Consider the following 16,985-nt stretch of genomic DNA (forward strand, 5'->3'; position numbering starts at 1 on the left):
GTGGATCAGGTATTGACGCAGCAAGAGATTGATTTATTGTTGAATGCGATGAGCAGCGGAGAGATCGATCAAGAAATTATTGAGATAGAAGACAAACAAGCCAAAGTGAAAGCCTACGATTTTCGCCGACCAACAAAGCTGTCGAAAGAATACGTCAATACCCTGCACATGATCTTCGAGGATTTCTCGAAGATGAGCAGCAGCATGCTTTCTACCCAACTGCGGACCAATGTTTCTTTGCAGTTGGCAGCTATCGAACAAGTCAGTTATGACGAATTTATCCATTCGATACCAAAATTTACTTTGTTGGGGCTCTTTCATTCGCAGCCTTTGAGCGGGATTCAAATGATCGAGATGAACCCACAACTGTGTATGATGTTGGTGGAGTTGTTGTGCGGCGGCTTGGATGTCTATCAAAACAAGCCGATCGAAATGGATTTTAGCGAGAAAAAAAGTTTTACTGATATTGAAACAGCAATCTTGGAAGAAGTGGTGGCACAATTTGTACGGGTCTACCAAAATGTTTGGAAGGACATCGTTGCCTTGGATTCGGTTTTGGATGGAATCGATACGAATCCGCAATTGATGCAAAACATGTCGCCCAACGAACCCGTCGTGTTAGTGACCTTTACTATCAAAATTTTTGAAGTGAAACATTTTATCAATCTATGTATCCCTTATGTCTTCTTTGAAGGGATCATTGATAAATTAAGTTTCCGCAATTGGTTTGATAGCAATCAGCCAGTCAACCAAGACGATAGCCGCGAGTTGCAAAAAAGTTTGAATGGCGTCGGTTTGAATTTAGAAGTTCTGCTGGGCCATGCTCAAATGAGTCTTTCTGAGTTTCTCCACTTAGAAGAAGGCGATGTCATCAAACTAGACAAAAAAATTACTGAACCATTGGAGACTTTCATCGATGGAAAACCTTACTTCCGAGCAAAACCTGGGAAGCAAGAGGACCGTTTAGCCATTGAATTATTAGACAAGTTAGAAGAGGAGCAAGAACTATGAGTGAACGTTTATCCCAAGCAGAAATCGATGCATTGTTGAATCAAAGTGCCCCAGCCCAGCCACAAGGATTAGAAGAGCAAGTCAAAGTCGACATTATCGGCGAAGTTGGCAATATCTCCATGTCGCAAGCGGCGACGACGTTGTCTTCCATTCTTGATCGTCGGGTCAGCATCACGACTCCCCGGGTGTCTAAAATCAAATTTGGTGAGATCTTAAACGACCTCGTTGCACCAAAAGTAGCGACGACAGTTGAATTTAAAGAAGGCCTTTTAGGCAGTAATTTGATGCTATTAGAAGTCAAAGATGCCATCGTGATCGCCGATTTGATGATGGGTGGAACTGGTGAAACCAGCAACACTCAATTTACGGAATTAGAGCTAAGTGCTGTGGCAGAAGCTATGAACCAAATGATTGGGACTGCCTCGACTTCGATGGCAACGATGATCAGCCGCAAAGTGGATATCTTGCCGCCGATCGTCAAACTATGGGAGACACCAGAAAACATTGAGTATAGCGGGATCGAGGCAGAGGAAGAGATTTACTGTATCTCATTTTCTTTGCGCGTCGAAGGTTTGATCGAAAGCAAAATCATGCAGATCTTTACGGATCCTGTGGTCAACGATATCGCCAGTGCGATGCTCTCAGACGAAGCGACTGTCGTTACTCGGGAAACACCAACACCGCAGCCAACGGCACCCGTTGCTGCGCCTACGCCAGAACCAGCGGCTGCATCAAAGCCCGTGGAAGTCAGCAAACCGGCGTTTCAAACATTGGCCTCTAGCGGGGTGAGCGATGGGGACAATTTGGACTTGATTCTTGATGTGCCACTGGATCTAAGTGTCGTGTTAGGCCGCAGCAAAAAAACCATTAAAGACATTTTATCTTTCAATACGGGGTCCGTCATCGAGCTGGAAAAACTGACGGATGAACCGCTAGAGATTTTGTTGAACGGCAAACTGATCGCCACTGGGGAAGTCGTGGTCATCAATGAAAACTTTGGTGTGCGGATCACCAACATTCTTTCGCAAAAACAACGCATCCACAATTTGCATTAATTTGAAGAAATCGCAAAAAGTTAAACATATGGGTTTAACTTTTTTGTGATTTGACCGATAGTAGAGGGTAGAAGAATGAGAACGGAGGAGAACCTATGAAAATCGAAAGAGGTTACGCAGAATACAGCGACAAGGCCATCAAACGTGAAGCGGTCAAACAAGAAAAGCCATCTGCTGCTCAGACAGAAAAAACCGTCGATGTTCAATTGTCCGAAACAGCTCAAGCCATTCAAAAGAGTGCCAATCAAACAGCCAGTCGCAGTGAGCGAGTGGCAGAATTGAAACGAGCGATCAAAGAAGGCACCTACCAAGTTTCTGCCGAAACGATCGCAGATAAAATGCTGCAACAAGATGAAAAGCAGGTCGACTAGATGACAGAACGGGAATTTGAGCGTCAGCTTCAGCAGTTCTTGCGGTTGCTGCAAAAAGAAAAGACCTGCTTGATCAAAAATCAAGCAGAAAAATTACCAGAACTCGTCGAGAAAAAAACCGCCTTCGTACCCATTTTTTCCACGTATGAAGGAACTCTTTCAGTGGCGATCAAAGAACTCATCCGCCAGATCCAAGTGCAGCAAGCCGAGAATCTCCTGCTGACGGAGCAAGCCATTAGTTTCCAAACTGTTTTGATGGATGCAGTCAAAGAAAATATCAAGACACCGGCAAATACGTATTCGAAATACCAAGAAAAACAAGCTGTCTCAACAGCGATCATCGATCAAAAAATGTAAGGAGTACTTCTATGACAGGACTATTTGGTTCATTAGGCACCGCAACCCGGGGCATGACCGCCAATCAAGCAGCGTTGCAAACCAGCAGCCATAACATTGCAAATACCAATACAGACGGCTACTCTAGACAACGAGTCAACTTGCAAGCCGAAGCGTCTTATCATTTAGCGGGTGTCGGCAGCATCGGTATGGGTGTGAAAGTCGGCAGTGTCGAACGGATCGTCGATGATTTTGTCATTGGACAAGTACGCAATGCCAATTCTACCTATACATATTATGAACAAAAAGCAGACATATTAGGACAGCTGGAAAGTTTAATGAATGAGCCTTCTGACAACGGACTGTCCAAACAGCTGGCAACGATGTTTGATTCTTGGACCGCATTAGCCAACAATCCTGAACTGGATACGTCTAAGACCCTTGTGCTGGAAAACAGCAGTACGTTTGCCGATACCATCAACCAAATGGGCAAACAAATGACGCAGCTGCAAAGCGATACGCTGGATACCATCGAAAAATCCGCGCTGGACTTCAATGAGAAGGTCAAACAGCTACAATCCTTGAATGAACAGATCTATGGGTTGACGACAAGTGGTGAGACACCCAATGATCTTTTAGATCGTCGAGACAGTCTGTTGAAAGATCTCTCGGGTCTAGCAGGGATCGAAACCAAGACCGATCAGTATGGCCGTGGGTTTGTATCCATGAGCGGACAAACGATTTTAAGTGCGGAGGAACGCAATACCCTTAGTGTGGTGGTGGGACAAAGCGAGACAGGCGCCTTGGTTTCCAAAGATGGCAACGCCTTGAATCCTGCCGAAACCATCACAGGGTCTTATCCAGCTGGAACCGTCTTGTTGACGAAAACCACCGACAAGGGCGAAACCGCCTATACAGAATTGCCAATCAAAGAAGGCGCGATCGGAGGCCTGCAAGCATCATCTGGGGAGATCGGCAGTCGCCTGACGGAATTGAACAACTTTACGTCGACGATCGCGCAAGCCATGAACATGGTCTTTACCGGCGGCGCTTCTCGTACAAGCGGACTATTTGAGATCGGCCAAGATGATACTGGTACAGCGACGACGATTCGGGTCAGCCAAGCACTGTTAGATAACCCAAGTCTGGTGACCGGCGGAACGAGCAATGCAGCAGGAGATGGTTCAAGAGCTGCTGCAATGGCGAAACTCAGCAGTGCCAAATTGGACTTCCCGTTGTCAGAAAAGACGATCGCTTCTTTTGATTCTGAGACATTGACGTTTGCCAATGCAGCATCTGGCATGAGTGTCAGCAGCTACTTTAACAGCATCGTCACCAAAAACGGGATCTCAAAACAGCAAGCCGACAATACAGTCAGTGCCCAATTGTCGCTGCTGAATCAACTAGAATACAAAAATCAATCGGTGTCTGGGGTTTCATTAAATGAAGAAATGTCAGATGTGATTCGTTTCCAACAAGGATTTCAGGCCAATGCCCGCATATTATCGGTCGTTTCTGAAATGTTAGACACATTGATCAATCGAACAGGAGTGTAGACCATGCGTATTTCCAATTCAATCACCTACAATGATTTTTTACGAAATCTAGGAACCAACGCCTCCAAAGTCCAATCCACGTTGAATCAGCTATCGAGCTTAAAAGAAGTCAGCAAGTCCTCGGATAATCCGCTGCTGGTTTCAAAAATCATGGATCTCAATGTGTCGTTAAATCAAAACAAAACTTACAACAATACGATCAAAGACAGTATTTCTTGGACAAAAGCCCAAGATTCTGCTTTAGAAAGCGTCAGTACTTCGATGCTGCGGATTCGCTCGTTGGTTCAATCTTCTGCCAATGCGACAGCTGGCAGTGAGGAATTAGGGGCAAATCGTTCAGAGATCGAGCAAGAGATCGAAGGCATCGTTGAATCATTAAACACCAACTTTGATGGCCGCTATCTATTTAGCGGAACGAATACGACGACGGCGCCTTTTGAGATCGTCAAAGAAAATGACGCCATCGTCGGTATCAAATACAATGGCACCAGCGAAGACTTGCCGCGAGAAATCGCAAATGGGGTCTCAGTGGATCTGTTAGCCAGCGGTGATCGTCTGATGAACGAGACGGGCACAGCTGCGGATCCCCAAAATTTAAGCACCTATTTCAATGATTTGTTGTCTGCATTGCGCAGTGATGATAAAGATGCCTTAGGGGGCGAGCTTTTAACCGCTCATGACCAGCATGCCACTAATGTGGTGAATGTACGGGCGCAGATCGGCACCCTCTACAATCGCTTGGAGGCGGCAGCTGATCGAAATGAGACGGAAAAGCTGAACTTGACCGAAACACTGTCCAACAAACAAGACGTCGATATTGCGGAAAAGTATATGGAATATCAAAATCAAATGACTGCCTACCGTTCAACATTAGCGATGGGAACAAAGATCATGCAGATGTCCATTCTAGATTATTTAAATTAACCCAAAAACTTTTGTTCTTTGCTGAGAGCAAAAGTTTTTTATTTTTTTTAGAAAAAAGGCTTAACCCTGAACGGTTTCTTCCGATAAATAGTAGCAGAGGGAAACCTTAGCGAATAAAAATTAGGAGGAACTACACATGAGAATCAATACAAACGTTTCAGCATTGAATACTTACTCACGCCTAACGGCAGCAAATGCTTCTAAAAGCAATTCTTTGTCTAAATTATCTTCAGGCTTACGCATCAACAAAGCTGGGGACGACGCAGCTGGCTTAGCAATTTCTGAAAAAATGAAAGGCCAAATCGGCGGTTTGTCACAAGCAAAAAGCAACGCACAAGATGGTATTTCATTGATCCAAACAGCAGAAGGTGCATTAAATGAAACCCACAGCATCTTAGGCCGTATGCGTGATCTTGCGGTTCAAAGTTCAAATGGTACGTTAAGTGATGACGACCGCAGTGCGATCAACAAAGAATACACCGCATTGTCTGATGAAATCGACCGTATCAGCAATACCACTGAATTCAATACAAAAAGCTTGTTGACTGGTGAAGGCGACGATGCGAAATCATTCACTTTCCAAATCGGTGCCAACGCAAACCAAACAATGAGCGTTTCGATCAACAACATGAGCTCATCTGCCTTGAAAGTAAAAGGCTTAGATTTAACACAAGCCATTGATACAAGCGATGCCAAAGCTGTTGCTGCAGCAAAAGATAAAGCAGTAGCGACTGCCTTCAAAGCAGATGCTACAACAAAATATGCAGCGGACGGAACAGTTGATGCGGCTGCTGGTAAAACAGTTGCTGAATTACAAACAGCCATCGATACAGCAGCGGATGATACAGCAAAAGCAACAGCTCAAAAAACATACGATGATGCTTTAGCAACATTTACCGCTTCTGATGAAGGCAAAGCAGCAGCGGCAACTGTCAGCGTTGAAAACAACCCAATCACAAAAATCGATGAAGCGATCAAAGCAGTTTCTGCACAACGTGCGGATCTTGGTGCGGCGCAAAACCGTCTAGAACACACAATCAACAACTTAGGTACAACGCAAGAAAACTTATCTGAAGCAAACTCACGTATCCGTGACGTTGATATGGCGCAAGAAATGATGAGCTTTACGAAGAGCAACATCCTTTCTCAAGCAGCAACTTCAATGTTGGCACAAGCAAACTCAATGCCTAACAGCGTATTGAGCTTGTTACAAGGATAATTTTTGATCAAGTGAACCACTGACACAAGGACTGCCTAGGGGAAGCGCAGTTCTTGTGTTTTACATAGCAGCACAAAAACGCTTAGAAATGAGGAAGCTCTGATGGATATTCAGCCAATGTCAGGAATACACCCGATCGAAGCCGTTGCGTCGGTCGCTAAAGCACGTCCGATCGAATCCCTAGATCAAGAGAACGCCAACCTTCAGCCGCAACACCAAGAGGGGAAACTGGCGGAGAAAAAGGAACAGACAGTGGCCACTGAACCGCCGATCCACTATTTTTCAGTAGCCGATCAGCACAAGATCGCAGCCTCCGTGGAGGAAGTGAATCAGCGACTACTTGGCAAAGATATGAAATTGGCTTATGAAGTACATGAGCGCACAGGGCGTACGATGGTGCGTTTAGTGGATATGCAGACCAACGAAGTGATCAAAGAGATCCCGCCCGCCAACATGCTAGACGTGATTGGGAAAATATGGGATGACATGGGCATCGCGGTCGATCGAAAGGGATGAAAACATGGCAAGTGTAACCAGCAGTTCAGGAATCAGTACAACGCTAGGGAGTTATTCTGGCGTGACTTCAGAAGATATTGAAAAATTATTGGCGGCAGATGCGATCAACAAGACCCGCGCTGAGAATAAAATCACGTCGCTAAAAGCACAAAAAACGGCGTGGAGTGATATCAGCACTCGCTTGACTAACTTTTTGTCAAAAGTCGATGCATTACAAAAAGATGATGCTTATCAAACGAAAAAAGCGACGACCACCAATAGCAGCATCGCTTCAATTGCAGGAACAACGGAAGCTCCAGAAGGCACCTATGATCTAAAAGTCAACCAACTAGCAACAGCCACGAAGGTGACGGGGAGTCAAGTAGCTCAAAGTAGCAAAACGGCCCTAAATGTCAGTGGTCAGCTGTCATTGACCAGTTCGGAAGTCGATGAAGATGGCAAACCGATCACCGCTTCGATCGAGATCACGGCCGAAGACAGCTTAAAAGATGTGGCAGCCAAGATCAATAGCCAAAGCAAGACGACCTTCGTCGCGGCGAGCATCGTGGATAACCGTTTGATTTTAACGAATACCAAAATGGGCGACAAAAATTTCTTGATCGACGGCAATGCCGCCGAAGGGTTAGGGATCGGTTCAACTGCGACAACGACGCAAGGCCAACCGGCTATTTTTGAGCTAGACGGCATGAAGATCACTCGCGACAGCAACAGTGTGACGGATGTTATCGATGGTGTCACTCTGACGTTAGCGAAAAAAAGCGAGGAGCATGTGACGCTTTCTTTAGCCAATGATACCTCGAAAGTCGTTGATGCAGTGCAAGGATTAGTGGATCAATACAATAGCTTGATGAGTTTTATCGGCGACAATTTGACCGTGGGAGATCCTAGTAGTGAAAACAACAAGACGGGGACCTTGGTGGGAGACAGTGCGTTGACCCGTCTACAGACTCAATTGCGAAATTTGATCACCATTCCAGCCGTCAGCGGCTCAAAGCTGACCGCTAATAAGCTAGGCATCTCCACCGTCGATAATGATGGTACATTGGGACTGGATACGACCAAGTTAAAAGAAGCCCTAGCGGAAGATCCCGCTGCTGTGAAGTCCTTCTTTTATGCAAGTACGAAAACCAAAGAAGCCGATGGCACTGCGAGTACGAAAGAGACCGGCTATACATTAGCGCTAAAAGAATTAGCCAACAGTTATGTCGTCAATACTTCAGCCAATAAAGGGATCATTGCCACCAAATCTGCGACCTATGACAGTACCATCAAGGATTTAAACAAACAGATTACACGGTTTGATGATATTTTAGCAATGAAAAAAGAGCGTTACATCACAATGTTTACCAAATTAGACTCCGTGATGATGGAGGCTGAAAATCAGCTGAGTTACCTAAGCAATCAGTTTGCCAATACGTCAAACTAGGCAGGATATCCGATTAAAGCAGTCATTTTTTCATTCGCATAAGAAACCCTCGTCAACAAGAAAGGAAACAACCTATGGAGCCACACGTATCATTAGATGAACGTTTGAATCAGATTTTAACTGGGTTTGCAAAATGGCGCGGCGACAGCGAAGAAGCCGGTCGTTTGATGGCAGCCAATGCAGCGGTCATAGCAGCCATGCAAGCAGAAGAACAGAGCCATAGTCCACAAACCAGTGCACTGGCGCAACAAGTGATCCAAGCGTATCAAGCGTTCCTAGACCAGGTCAAAGCCCAGCAGCAAGAGATCAAACAAGAATTGGGGCGTTTGAACCGCAAAAACAATCTTGTCAAAACGTATTTGCAGCAAGAAGACAGTGCCGCCTTCGTCGAATTTGATTTATAGTGAGGAAAAAAAGATGAATTATCAAAAAATGCAAAACAACTATTTGCAGAACCAAGTAATGAGTGCCTCCCCCAACAAACTGATTGAAATGCTGTTGCAAGCAGCGATCAAAAATATCAAATTAGCAGTGATCGCATTGGAAAAAGAAGATTTGAGCCAAGCTCATCAGCAATTTGTCAAGGCGCAGAATATTTTATTGGAATTACGGGTCTCTTTAGACCGTGAGCAAGGTGGCGCTATCGCTGAAGATCTCGATTCTCTGTATGGCTATATGTACGATCAGCTAGTCAGTGCCAATGTCCAAAAAGAGGCAGCCCCTGCAGAAACGGTCGTCCCGCTTTTAAGCGAACTACTGGAAAGCTGGCAAACGATCACCCAATAAATTTGAGAAAAAGCAAAGAAATGACCACCTAAAACCTAGAAAAGTTTAGTAATTGGTTAAATTTTTACCATGTATCCCTTTTCACTAAGCTTTCTTTTTCCCCTCCTCGTCCCTATCTGGTACTCTTTTTATGAGCGTACCGAAAAGGTGCAAGGAGGTTTTTTTTTGAAACAAAAAATAGTACAAAAGCCGCTTTTCTGGCAAGTGGTGATTCTGATTGCAATGAGTGGTGTTTTTTTATTACCGCAGATCTTAGGCCAAGGCATGATTTTGGGCTCTGATGTGGTCTTTCACTTCAATCGTTTTTATGAGACCAGCCAGCAGATCAAAGAGGGCAATTTTCAATATTTTCTTTCTATTTACGGGTTTCAGCAATCTGCTCGTATCGTCAATGCATTATACGGGCCCTTTTTTGCTTATTTCCAAGGACTGCTGGTCTTGCTGAGTCCTTCGTGGTTTTCCTACCAGCTGCTCGCCAACGGGCTGCTCTATTTGTTAGCAGGGTTTTCGATGTTTGGCTTATTAAAGAAATTACGAGTCAATGGTTGGCTGTCAGTGGGGATGAGCGTCCTGTTTATGGCGACCTATTCTGTCCAGTATTGGATTGAGCGACAGGGCTTTTCTGCTTGGGGGGCGGCTGTGCTGCCGCTGTGCCTGATTCCACTGATCGCACTAGGGGAACATAAACGGTTACGGCCTTTTGCGGTAGGGGTTTCCGTGGCGGTCTTATTTCAAATCCATGTGTTTTCAAGCATCTTGTTAGTGTTCTTATACGTGCCCTTTTTCTTACGCGCCTTTTTTGTTGGGACTTCTGGCGAAGAAAAACGACAATTGGTGCTGCGCTTAGCAGGAGCGATCGGGATCTTCTTGCTACTGACCGCCAATATTTGGTTAGGGATGTTGGATCTTTATACGAGTAACACGTTGATCGCGCCTTTTGTGAATCGCAACATGCAGAACAATACCATTACTGGAACCAGCAGCTATTGGTGGACGACTCCGTACCTGCTGCCCATCTTATGTGCCTTGTTCTTTTGCGGTGCGATCCGTGTATGGCCACGTCTATCTGGCGGCTTCAAATTAATGACGGCAGCTGCAGCAGTCTTTTTCGTTTTATCATCGAACGCTGTTCCTTGGCAATGGCTAGGCAGTCTGGACAATGGTGTGATCAATTTACTGCAATTTCCTTTTCGGTTCTTTGTTCCTGCCACGATTTTGATCTTAGTCGGTTTGTGCCTGCTAGTTCCTTATTATCGGGGCAAGCCATTGGCAAATCCGCGTTGGTTTGTCCTCGTTTTAGTCTTGAGTGTTGGTCAAATCCTGATCCAAAACACGGTCAAAATGCAGGACTGGCACTCCGATGAAGCTGCGGTTTCACTGCGAAACCACACCTATCTGTCGGCGGAATCTGAAGCGCAATTGAAGGAAGCCTATTTTAGTAAAGACAAGTCCTTAGCATTAGCGCTGTATCAACGTTCTACGCCAGATTATCTGCCCCTCTATCAAGAAACCAAGAAGAACAAGTACAATTTGTACGGGGAAGAAATCATTGAAAAGAATGATACCGTGGCAAAAACCGTAGAAAACGGGAAGCTTACTTTACGTTGGCAAGGTGATCAAGAGACGTGGAAGGCGTTACCGATCATCAATTACCGATATACTGAATTGACCCTCAATCAGCAGCCACTAACTGAAAAAGATGTCTCTTTGAGTGCCATTGGTGCCGTTTCTGTCCAACAGCAAGCAGGGGAGAATGTCTTAGTCGTTGATTACGACGCGCCTTGGTTTTTCGACGGAGCTTTATGGCTGACGATCATTTCTTGGCTCGCTTTACTCATCGGCTTTATCAGCTGGAAAACCAGACAGCTGTACCGTCGTCGTAAGGTCGTACAAGCTTTATTGAAAGAATCTGAATAAAATGAATCAGAAAAGAACTTCAGCGAGAGGGCTGAAGTTCTTTTTTTGCTGATCAACAACAGTGGACCTGTTGCTTTTCGTCAGAAACAATAATCGTTGCGCACGCAACGATTATTCCTTATAATAGATTAGACACTTTGAAGAACTAAGAAAGGCAGGAGTGCTCATGGAAGCCATTATCCGCTCAATCAATCATATTGCCCGTCTCGCCACCCTTTATCGGGAAAAAGAACTGAAAAAATTTGGTTTAGGCGGGATGCATCATACCTATATCTTAAACATTTGCCGCCAACCGGGGATCAGTCAAGAAGCATTAGCCAAGAAGATTTTTGTGAATAAAAGCAATGTTGCCCGTCAACTAGCAATCCTAGAAGAACGAGGATTTGTCACTAGAACCAGCAGTCCCACCGACAAACGACAATTACTGGTTTATCCAACCGAAAAAGCACTCGCCGTCCAACCAGCGATCCAACAGCTGCTTCAAAGCTGGAATGAACAAGTCGTAGCAGGTTTTTCTGCTGCCCAACAGCAGCAGTTGATCGCCGATCTGGAAATCGTCAAAGAAAATTCCCAGCGGCTTTTAGCGAAAGATGAGGCGATGGAATGAATCTTTTGACTCAATATTTAAAACCCTATATCGGCCGCATCTCCCTTGGCGTCAGTATCAAATTCTTCGGCTCCCTGATGGACTTGCTATTGCCTTGGATTTTGGCGTATATCATCGATTCTGTGATCCCCACGAAGCAGGTATCTGCGATTTTTGCTTGGGGTGGGGCGATGGTGGTCTGCTCCATCATCGCAGTCGTCACCAATATCATCGCCAATCGGATGGCCTCCAGTGTTGCTCGCGATACCACCGGCAGTATACGCCATGATTTATTTGAAAAAGTTTCCTATCTGTCGATTCCGCAAGTCGAAGAAGTCGGGATCCCTTCCTTGGTGTCTCGCTTGACGACAGACACTTACAACATCCATCAAACGGTAGGCATGATCCAACGGATGGGGATTCGTGCCCCGATTCTGTTATTAGGGGGGATCATGATCACTGCCACATTAGATCCCGTGTTGACGCTGGTCTTAGTAGGCGTCTTGCCCTTCACTTTAGTGGCGGCAGTCACGATCTCGAAACGGGGGATCCCCTTGTTTGCCTCATTGCAAAAGCAAGTGGATGTGTTGGTGCGAACTGTCCGTGAAAATGTGACTGGGGCTCGGGTGATCAAGGCCTTGTCCAAAGCAGATTACGAGAAAAAGCGCTTTGACCACGTCAACCAAGACGTAGTAGCTGCGGAAACTACCGCTAATCGAACGATGGCTGCGACACCGCCCCTGATGGACCTATTTTTGAATATCGGACTGACGCTAGTGATCGTCGTCAGTGCCTTTCGCGTCAATCAAGGATTGACCCAACCAGGCGTCATCATCGCCTTTTTGACTTATTTTACGATCATTTTGAATGCCATGCTCAGTATCACGCGCATCTTTGTGATCGTGTCGAAGGGGCTGGCTTCTGCCGATCGAATCCAATCCGTCTTGCACCTGCCGCAAAATATGCAAGTCATTGAGGCGCCTGTCAAAGAAGAGTCTGCGCATATTGTTTTTGAAAAAGTTTCCTTCACCTATCCTAACGGTACCCAGGTGCTGAAAGACATCGATTTTTCCTTGCAGCCGGGAGAAACCTTAGGGATTATCGGTGCGACTGGTAGTGGAAAATCAACGATCGTCAAACTACTGCTGCGGCTCTATGACCCAACGAAGGGCATGATTCGCATCGCTGGTCGCGACATTCGCTCCATCGATCCGACGGAGCTGCATCAGTTATTCGGTGTCGTCTTACAAAAAGACGTGCTTTTTGCGGAAACGATCGAAGAAAATATCGCTTTTGGTCGGCGGTTTTCTAAAGAACAGATCGAAGAAGCGGCGGCTCGCGCCCAAGCCAAGGAGTTTATCAATCAACTACCCAAGCGCTTAGCTCATCCACTGCATGCTAAAGGCAGCAATTTAAGCGGGGGTCAAAAGCAGCGGGTCTTGTTATCGCGGGCCTTGGCGGGGGATCCAGAGATTTTGATTTTGGATGATTCTGCCAGTGCGCTGGATTATCGGACCGACGCTCAGTTGCGCAAGGTCCTGAGACAGCAGTTTCAACAGACGACGACGGTCTTGATCGCGCAGCGGATCAGCTCGATCCAGCATGCCGACAAAATTTTGGTACTGGAAAACGGGCAAATGAACGGCTTTGGCAGTCACCAAGAATTACTAGCAGAAAATGCGATCTACCAAGCCATTTATCAAGGTCAGACAGGAGGTGCCGACGATGCCGAAGAAAAAAACGGAAAAACCGCAGGATAGTAAGAAAACACTACGGCGTTTGTGGGGCTATCTCTACGAGTACAAAGGTCTCCTGCTGGCAGCCGCTGTATTGATGATGGCCAGCAACATTTTCGCCTTGGTGGGACCGTTGCTTTCAGGGTACGCCATTGATGCCATTCAACCGGGTCCCGGCAAGGTCATTTTTGACCGAGTCTTCTTTTATTGTGGGCTGATGCTGCTGTTTTATCTTGCGTCTTCCCTTCTTAGTTATCTGATTTCGCTCATGATGATCCGCTTGAGTCAGCGGGTGGTGGCAGCGATGCGCAAGGCGATTTTTGATAAAATCACCGAACTGCCGGTTGGGTATTTTGACCGAGTCGCCACTGGGGATATCATCAGCCGCATCAGTTATGATGTCGATACCATCAATACGTCATTGGCCAGCGATGCCATTCAAGTCCTCAGCAGTCTTGTGACGATCATTGGTTCGTTTGTGATGATGGTTTTGATTTCGCCGCTGCTGGTGCTGATTTTTGTCGTAACGGTTCCCGCTTCGATCTTTTTGACCCGCTTTTTGATGAGCAAATTTCAACCATTGTTTCGCCGTCGTTCTCGCAAATTAGGCGAACTGAACGGCTTTGTGGAAGAGATTATTTCTGGTCAGCAAACGATCAAGCTGTATAACCAAGAAGAAGCGATCATCAGCCGTTTTGACGAAAAAAACCAAGAAGCGGTGGATGCCTATTACAATGCTGAGTACTACGGCAGTATGACTGGTCCTTCCATCAACTTTATCAACAATCTGTCGTTGTCCTTGATCAGTATGTTTGGCGCTTTGCTGTTTTTGTTCGGTCATCTGACATTAGGGAATGTTTCTTCCTTTGTTCTTTACTCCAGAAAATTCTCAGGACCAATCAATGAGTTAGCCAACATCTTCAGCGATTTGCAATCAGCATTGGCGGCGGCAGAACGGATCTTCCGTTTGCTGGATGAAGAACCTGAAGTTTCTGATGTTCCTGGAGCCTACGAATACCACGAGGTGTCTGGTGATGTCGCCTTTGACCATGTGACCTTCGGCTATCAAGCACAGCAGCCCATCATCAAAGACCTTTCGCTACAAGTACCAGCTGGCAGCTTGGTCGCGATCGTCGGACCGACCGGAGCCGGGAAAACCACCATCGTGAACCTCTTGATGCGGTTTTATGACCCTGACCAAGGAGCGATTCGGTTAGACGGTAAAAATATCCGCCAAGCGACACGTCGCAGCCTACGGCAAAGCTATGCGATGGTGCTGCAAGATACCTGGTTGTTCACGGGAACGGTTTTCGACAATTTGGCCTACGGCAAGGCGAATGCGACGTTGGCAGAAGTCCAAGCTGCTGCACAAGCCGCCCATATCCATGACTTTATTATGAGCCTGCCAAAAGGCTATGATACTTTGATCTCTGAAGACGGAACCGGTATCTCACAAGGGCAAAAACAGCTGTTGACGATTGCACGAGCAATGCTGTTGGATGCCGATCTGTTGATTCTTGATGAAGCCACATCGAATGTCGACACGCAAACAGAGCTGCTGATCCAAGCAGCGATGACCAAATTGATGAAAGGCAAAACCTCCTTTGTGATCGCCCATCGCTTGTCCACGATTCGACATGCTGATACGATCCTCGTGGTGGAACAGGGGAATATCGTAGAGCAAGGGACCCACGAAGAATTAGTAGCCAAAGAGGGGCGTTACGCCGCACTCTATCAGGCACAATTTGATGCATGATCCATAGCTAGTCCACATCCTTGCAAGGAGAACGCCACTGCTTGCAAGGATGTTTTTTGCGTGCCATCGACTTTCTTGGCATAGGTACAAAATCTTCTTATGACAAATCAGGCAATTATCGGTATACTTAAGAAAGGGGTATCATCAAACAGAAAGAAGGGAAACAATTGGATCACAAACAACTAAAAGAATTCCCCAATGATTTTTTATGGGGTTCAGCATCAGCAGCCTATCAAGTAGAAGGCGCATGGCAAGAAGACGGCAAAGGAGCTTCGGTTTGGGACGATTTTGTCCGCATTCCAGGAAAAACCTTTAAAGCAACTAACGGAGATGTCGCAGTCGACCATTACCACCGCTTCAAAGAAGATGTTGCCTTGATGAAAGAACAAGGATTGAAAACCTATCGTTTTTCCATTGCTTGGACACGGATTTTTCCAGAAGGACGAGGAGAAGTCAATCAAGCAGGGTTAGACTTTTATTTAGCATTGATCGATGAACTGATAAAAGCAGGGATCGAACCGATGGTGACCTTGTACCATTGGGATCTGCCACGAGCTTTGCAAGAAGAATATGGTGGCTGGGAATCTCGCAAAATCATTGAAGATTTCACCAACTATGCGGCCGTATTGTTTGAAGCCTTTCGCGGCAAAGTCCACTATTGGGTCAGCTTGAATGAACAAAATATCTTTACTTCGTTAGGCTATCTTTTAGCTGCCCATCCACCAGGAGTGACCGATCCTAAACGGATGTATGAAGTCAATCATATCGCTAACTTGGCGAATGCTTCGGTGATCAACAAGTTCCATGAGATGAAAATCCCAGGGAAAATCGGACCAAGTTTCGCCTACTCACCGAACTACCCAATCAACAGCGACCCGAAAAATATTTTGGCAGCTGAAAACGCGGAAGACTTGATGGCGCATTATTGGTTAGACGTCTATCTATGGGGCGAATACCCGATTGCGGCAATGAATTACTTGAAAGAGCAAGGGATCGCACCAACGATCGAACCAGGAGATATGGACTTGCTGCGTTCAGCAAAACCAGATTTCTTAGGGATCAACTATTACCAAACAGCAACAAATGCCTACAATCCATTAGATGGAGTCGGAGCGGGGAAAATGAACACCACTGGGAAAAAAGGCAGCTCCGAAGAAACCGGGACACCAGGAATGTTCAAAAAAGCCGAAAATCCATTTGTGGAACGGACGAATTGGGATTGGGAGATCGATCCTCAAGGGCTGCGGATCGCTTTACGACGAATCACTAGCCGTTATCGGGTGCCTGTGATCATTACCGAAAACGGACTTGGTGAATACGACAAACTAACCGACGATCATCAAATCCATGACCAATACCGCATCGATTATTTAGCAGGGCATGTCCATGCCATTAAAGAAGCGATCAGCGACGGCGCGGAAGTTCTTGGCTATTGCACCTGGTCCTTCACTGATTTGCTAAGCTGGTTGAACGGCTACCAAAAACGCTATGGCTTTGTCTATGTTGACCAAGATGAAACGCAAGAAGGATCTTTGGCACGCTACAAGAAAGACAGCTTCTACTGGTACCAAGAGCTGATCAAAACCAACGGGCAAGAGTGCTAGCCTCCTAAAACCAATACCTGAATAAGCGAAACGACCCCTGCAACGGCAGTGATCGTTTCTTAGAAAAAAGTACGTTCCACCTGTAGCGACCGCCCAAAGGTAGACCAAAAGTCTCGCGTTTTGGGCCGCTTCAAAGGAGAACGTCCTTTTTTTGAGTATTATCGTTGACAAGTGTAAACGATAATT

At 46.0% G+C, this 16,985-nt stretch carries 16 protein-coding genes; all 16 read left to right on the forward strand.

Features of this window, described 5'->3' with window-relative positions; all coding sequences use genetic code 11:
* Positions 1 to 1,011: a flagellar motor switch protein FliM gene (fliM, locus tag IGJ44_RS00665; protein WP_005232756.1), complete on the forward strand. Its 1,011-nt coding sequence runs from the start codon at positions 1 to 3 to the stop codon at positions 1,009 to 1,011.
* The gene (gene fliY / locus IGJ44_RS00670; RefSeq protein ID WP_005226637.1) at positions 1,008 to 2,066 is read left to right on the forward strand and encodes a flagellar motor switch phosphatase FliY; all 1,059 of its coding nucleotides are present in this window, start codon (positions 1,008 to 1,010) and stop codon (positions 2,064 to 2,066) included. The genes fliM and fliY overlap by 4 nt, the downstream gene beginning before the upstream one ends.
* 95 nt (positions 2,067 to 2,161) lie before the next feature.
* Positions 2,162 to 2,437 carry a flagellar biosynthesis anti-sigma factor FlgM gene (gene flgM / locus IGJ44_RS00675; protein ID WP_005226638.1) on the forward strand — a complete coding sequence of 92 codons (276 nt, stop codon included), beginning with the start codon at positions 2,162 to 2,164 and terminating at the stop codon, positions 2,435 to 2,437.
* Positions 2,438 to 2,794 carry a hypothetical protein gene (locus tag IGJ44_RS00680; protein ID WP_074535616.1) on the forward strand — a complete coding sequence of 119 codons (357 nt, stop codon included), beginning with the start codon at positions 2,438 to 2,440 and terminating at the stop codon, positions 2,792 to 2,794. It begins immediately after the preceding gene.
* An 11-nt stretch (positions 2,795 to 2,805) separates the two neighbouring features.
* Positions 2,806 to 4,329: a flagellar hook-associated protein FlgK gene (gene flgK / locus IGJ44_RS00685; RefSeq protein ID WP_074535617.1), complete on the forward strand. Its 1,524-nt coding sequence runs from the start codon at positions 2,806 to 2,808 to the stop codon at positions 4,327 to 4,329.
* A 3-nt stretch (positions 4,330 to 4,332) separates the two neighbouring features.
* Positions 4,333 to 5,253 (forward strand): flagellar hook-associated protein FlgL, encoded by a 921-nt coding sequence (flgL, locus tag IGJ44_RS00690; protein ID WP_005226641.1) that lies wholly within the window; start codon positions 4,333 to 4,335, stop codon positions 5,251 to 5,253.
* Positions 5,254 to 5,389: 136 nt separating this feature from the next.
* Positions 5,390 to 6,472 (forward strand): flagellin, encoded by a 1,083-nt coding sequence (locus IGJ44_RS00695; RefSeq protein ID WP_005226642.1) that lies wholly within the window; start codon positions 5,390 to 5,392, stop codon positions 6,470 to 6,472.
* A 102-nt stretch (positions 6,473 to 6,574) separates the two neighbouring features.
* Entirely contained in the window at positions 6,575 to 6,988 is a 414-nt protein-coding gene (locus IGJ44_RS00700; RefSeq protein WP_005226643.1) for a flagellar protein FlaG, read from the forward strand.
* A gap of 4 nt (positions 6,989 to 6,992) precedes the next feature.
* Positions 6,993 to 8,414, forward strand: coding sequence for a flagellar filament capping protein FliD (gene fliD / locus IGJ44_RS00705; protein ID WP_005226644.1), 1,422 nt, complete (start codon positions 6,993 to 6,995; stop codon positions 8,412 to 8,414).
* A gap of 74 nt (positions 8,415 to 8,488) precedes the next feature.
* Positions 8,489 to 8,818 carry a hypothetical protein gene (locus IGJ44_RS00710; RefSeq protein WP_008376569.1) on the forward strand — a complete coding sequence of 110 codons (330 nt, stop codon included), beginning with the start codon at positions 8,489 to 8,491 and terminating at the stop codon, positions 8,816 to 8,818.
* 13 nt (positions 8,819 to 8,831) lie between these two features.
* Positions 8,832 to 9,200: a flagellar export chaperone FliS gene (gene fliS / locus IGJ44_RS00715; protein WP_074535618.1), complete on the forward strand. Its 369-nt coding sequence runs from the start codon at positions 8,832 to 8,834 to the stop codon at positions 9,198 to 9,200.
* A 165-nt stretch (positions 9,201 to 9,365) separates the two neighbouring features.
* Positions 9,366 to 11,117: a hypothetical protein gene (locus IGJ44_RS00720; protein WP_081343868.1), complete on the forward strand. Its 1,752-nt coding sequence runs from the start codon at positions 9,366 to 9,368 to the stop codon at positions 11,115 to 11,117.
* 166 nt (positions 11,118 to 11,283) lie between these two features.
* Positions 11,284 to 11,724, forward strand: coding sequence for a MarR family winged helix-turn-helix transcriptional regulator (locus tag IGJ44_RS00725; protein WP_010748552.1), 441 nt, complete (start codon positions 11,284 to 11,286; stop codon positions 11,722 to 11,724).
* Complete coding sequence (locus IGJ44_RS00730; protein ID WP_430606029.1) at positions 11,721 to 13,463, forward strand: ABC transporter ATP-binding protein; 1,743 nt, start codon at positions 11,721 to 11,723, stop codon at positions 13,461 to 13,463. The genes IGJ44_RS00725 and IGJ44_RS00730 overlap by 4 nt, the downstream gene beginning before the upstream one ends.
* Positions 13,429 to 15,195, forward strand: a complete 1,767-nt coding sequence (locus tag IGJ44_RS00735; RefSeq protein WP_060791647.1) for an ABC transporter ATP-binding protein — start codon at positions 13,429 to 13,431, stop codon at positions 15,193 to 15,195. The genes IGJ44_RS00730 and IGJ44_RS00735 overlap by 35 nt, the downstream gene beginning before the upstream one ends.
* Positions 15,196 to 15,362: 167 nt before the next feature.
* Positions 15,363 to 16,799: a glycoside hydrolase family 1 protein gene (locus IGJ44_RS00740; RefSeq protein WP_005226667.1), complete on the forward strand. Its 1,437-nt coding sequence runs from the start codon at positions 15,363 to 15,365 to the stop codon at positions 16,797 to 16,799.
* Positions 16,800 to 16,985 lie beyond the last annotated feature (186 nt).

The sequence above is a fragment of the Enterococcus sp. DIV1368d genome, from assembly GCF_050542975.1.
Lineage (GTDB): Bacteria > Bacillota > Bacilli > Lactobacillales > Enterococcaceae > Enterococcus_D > Enterococcus_D casseliflavus.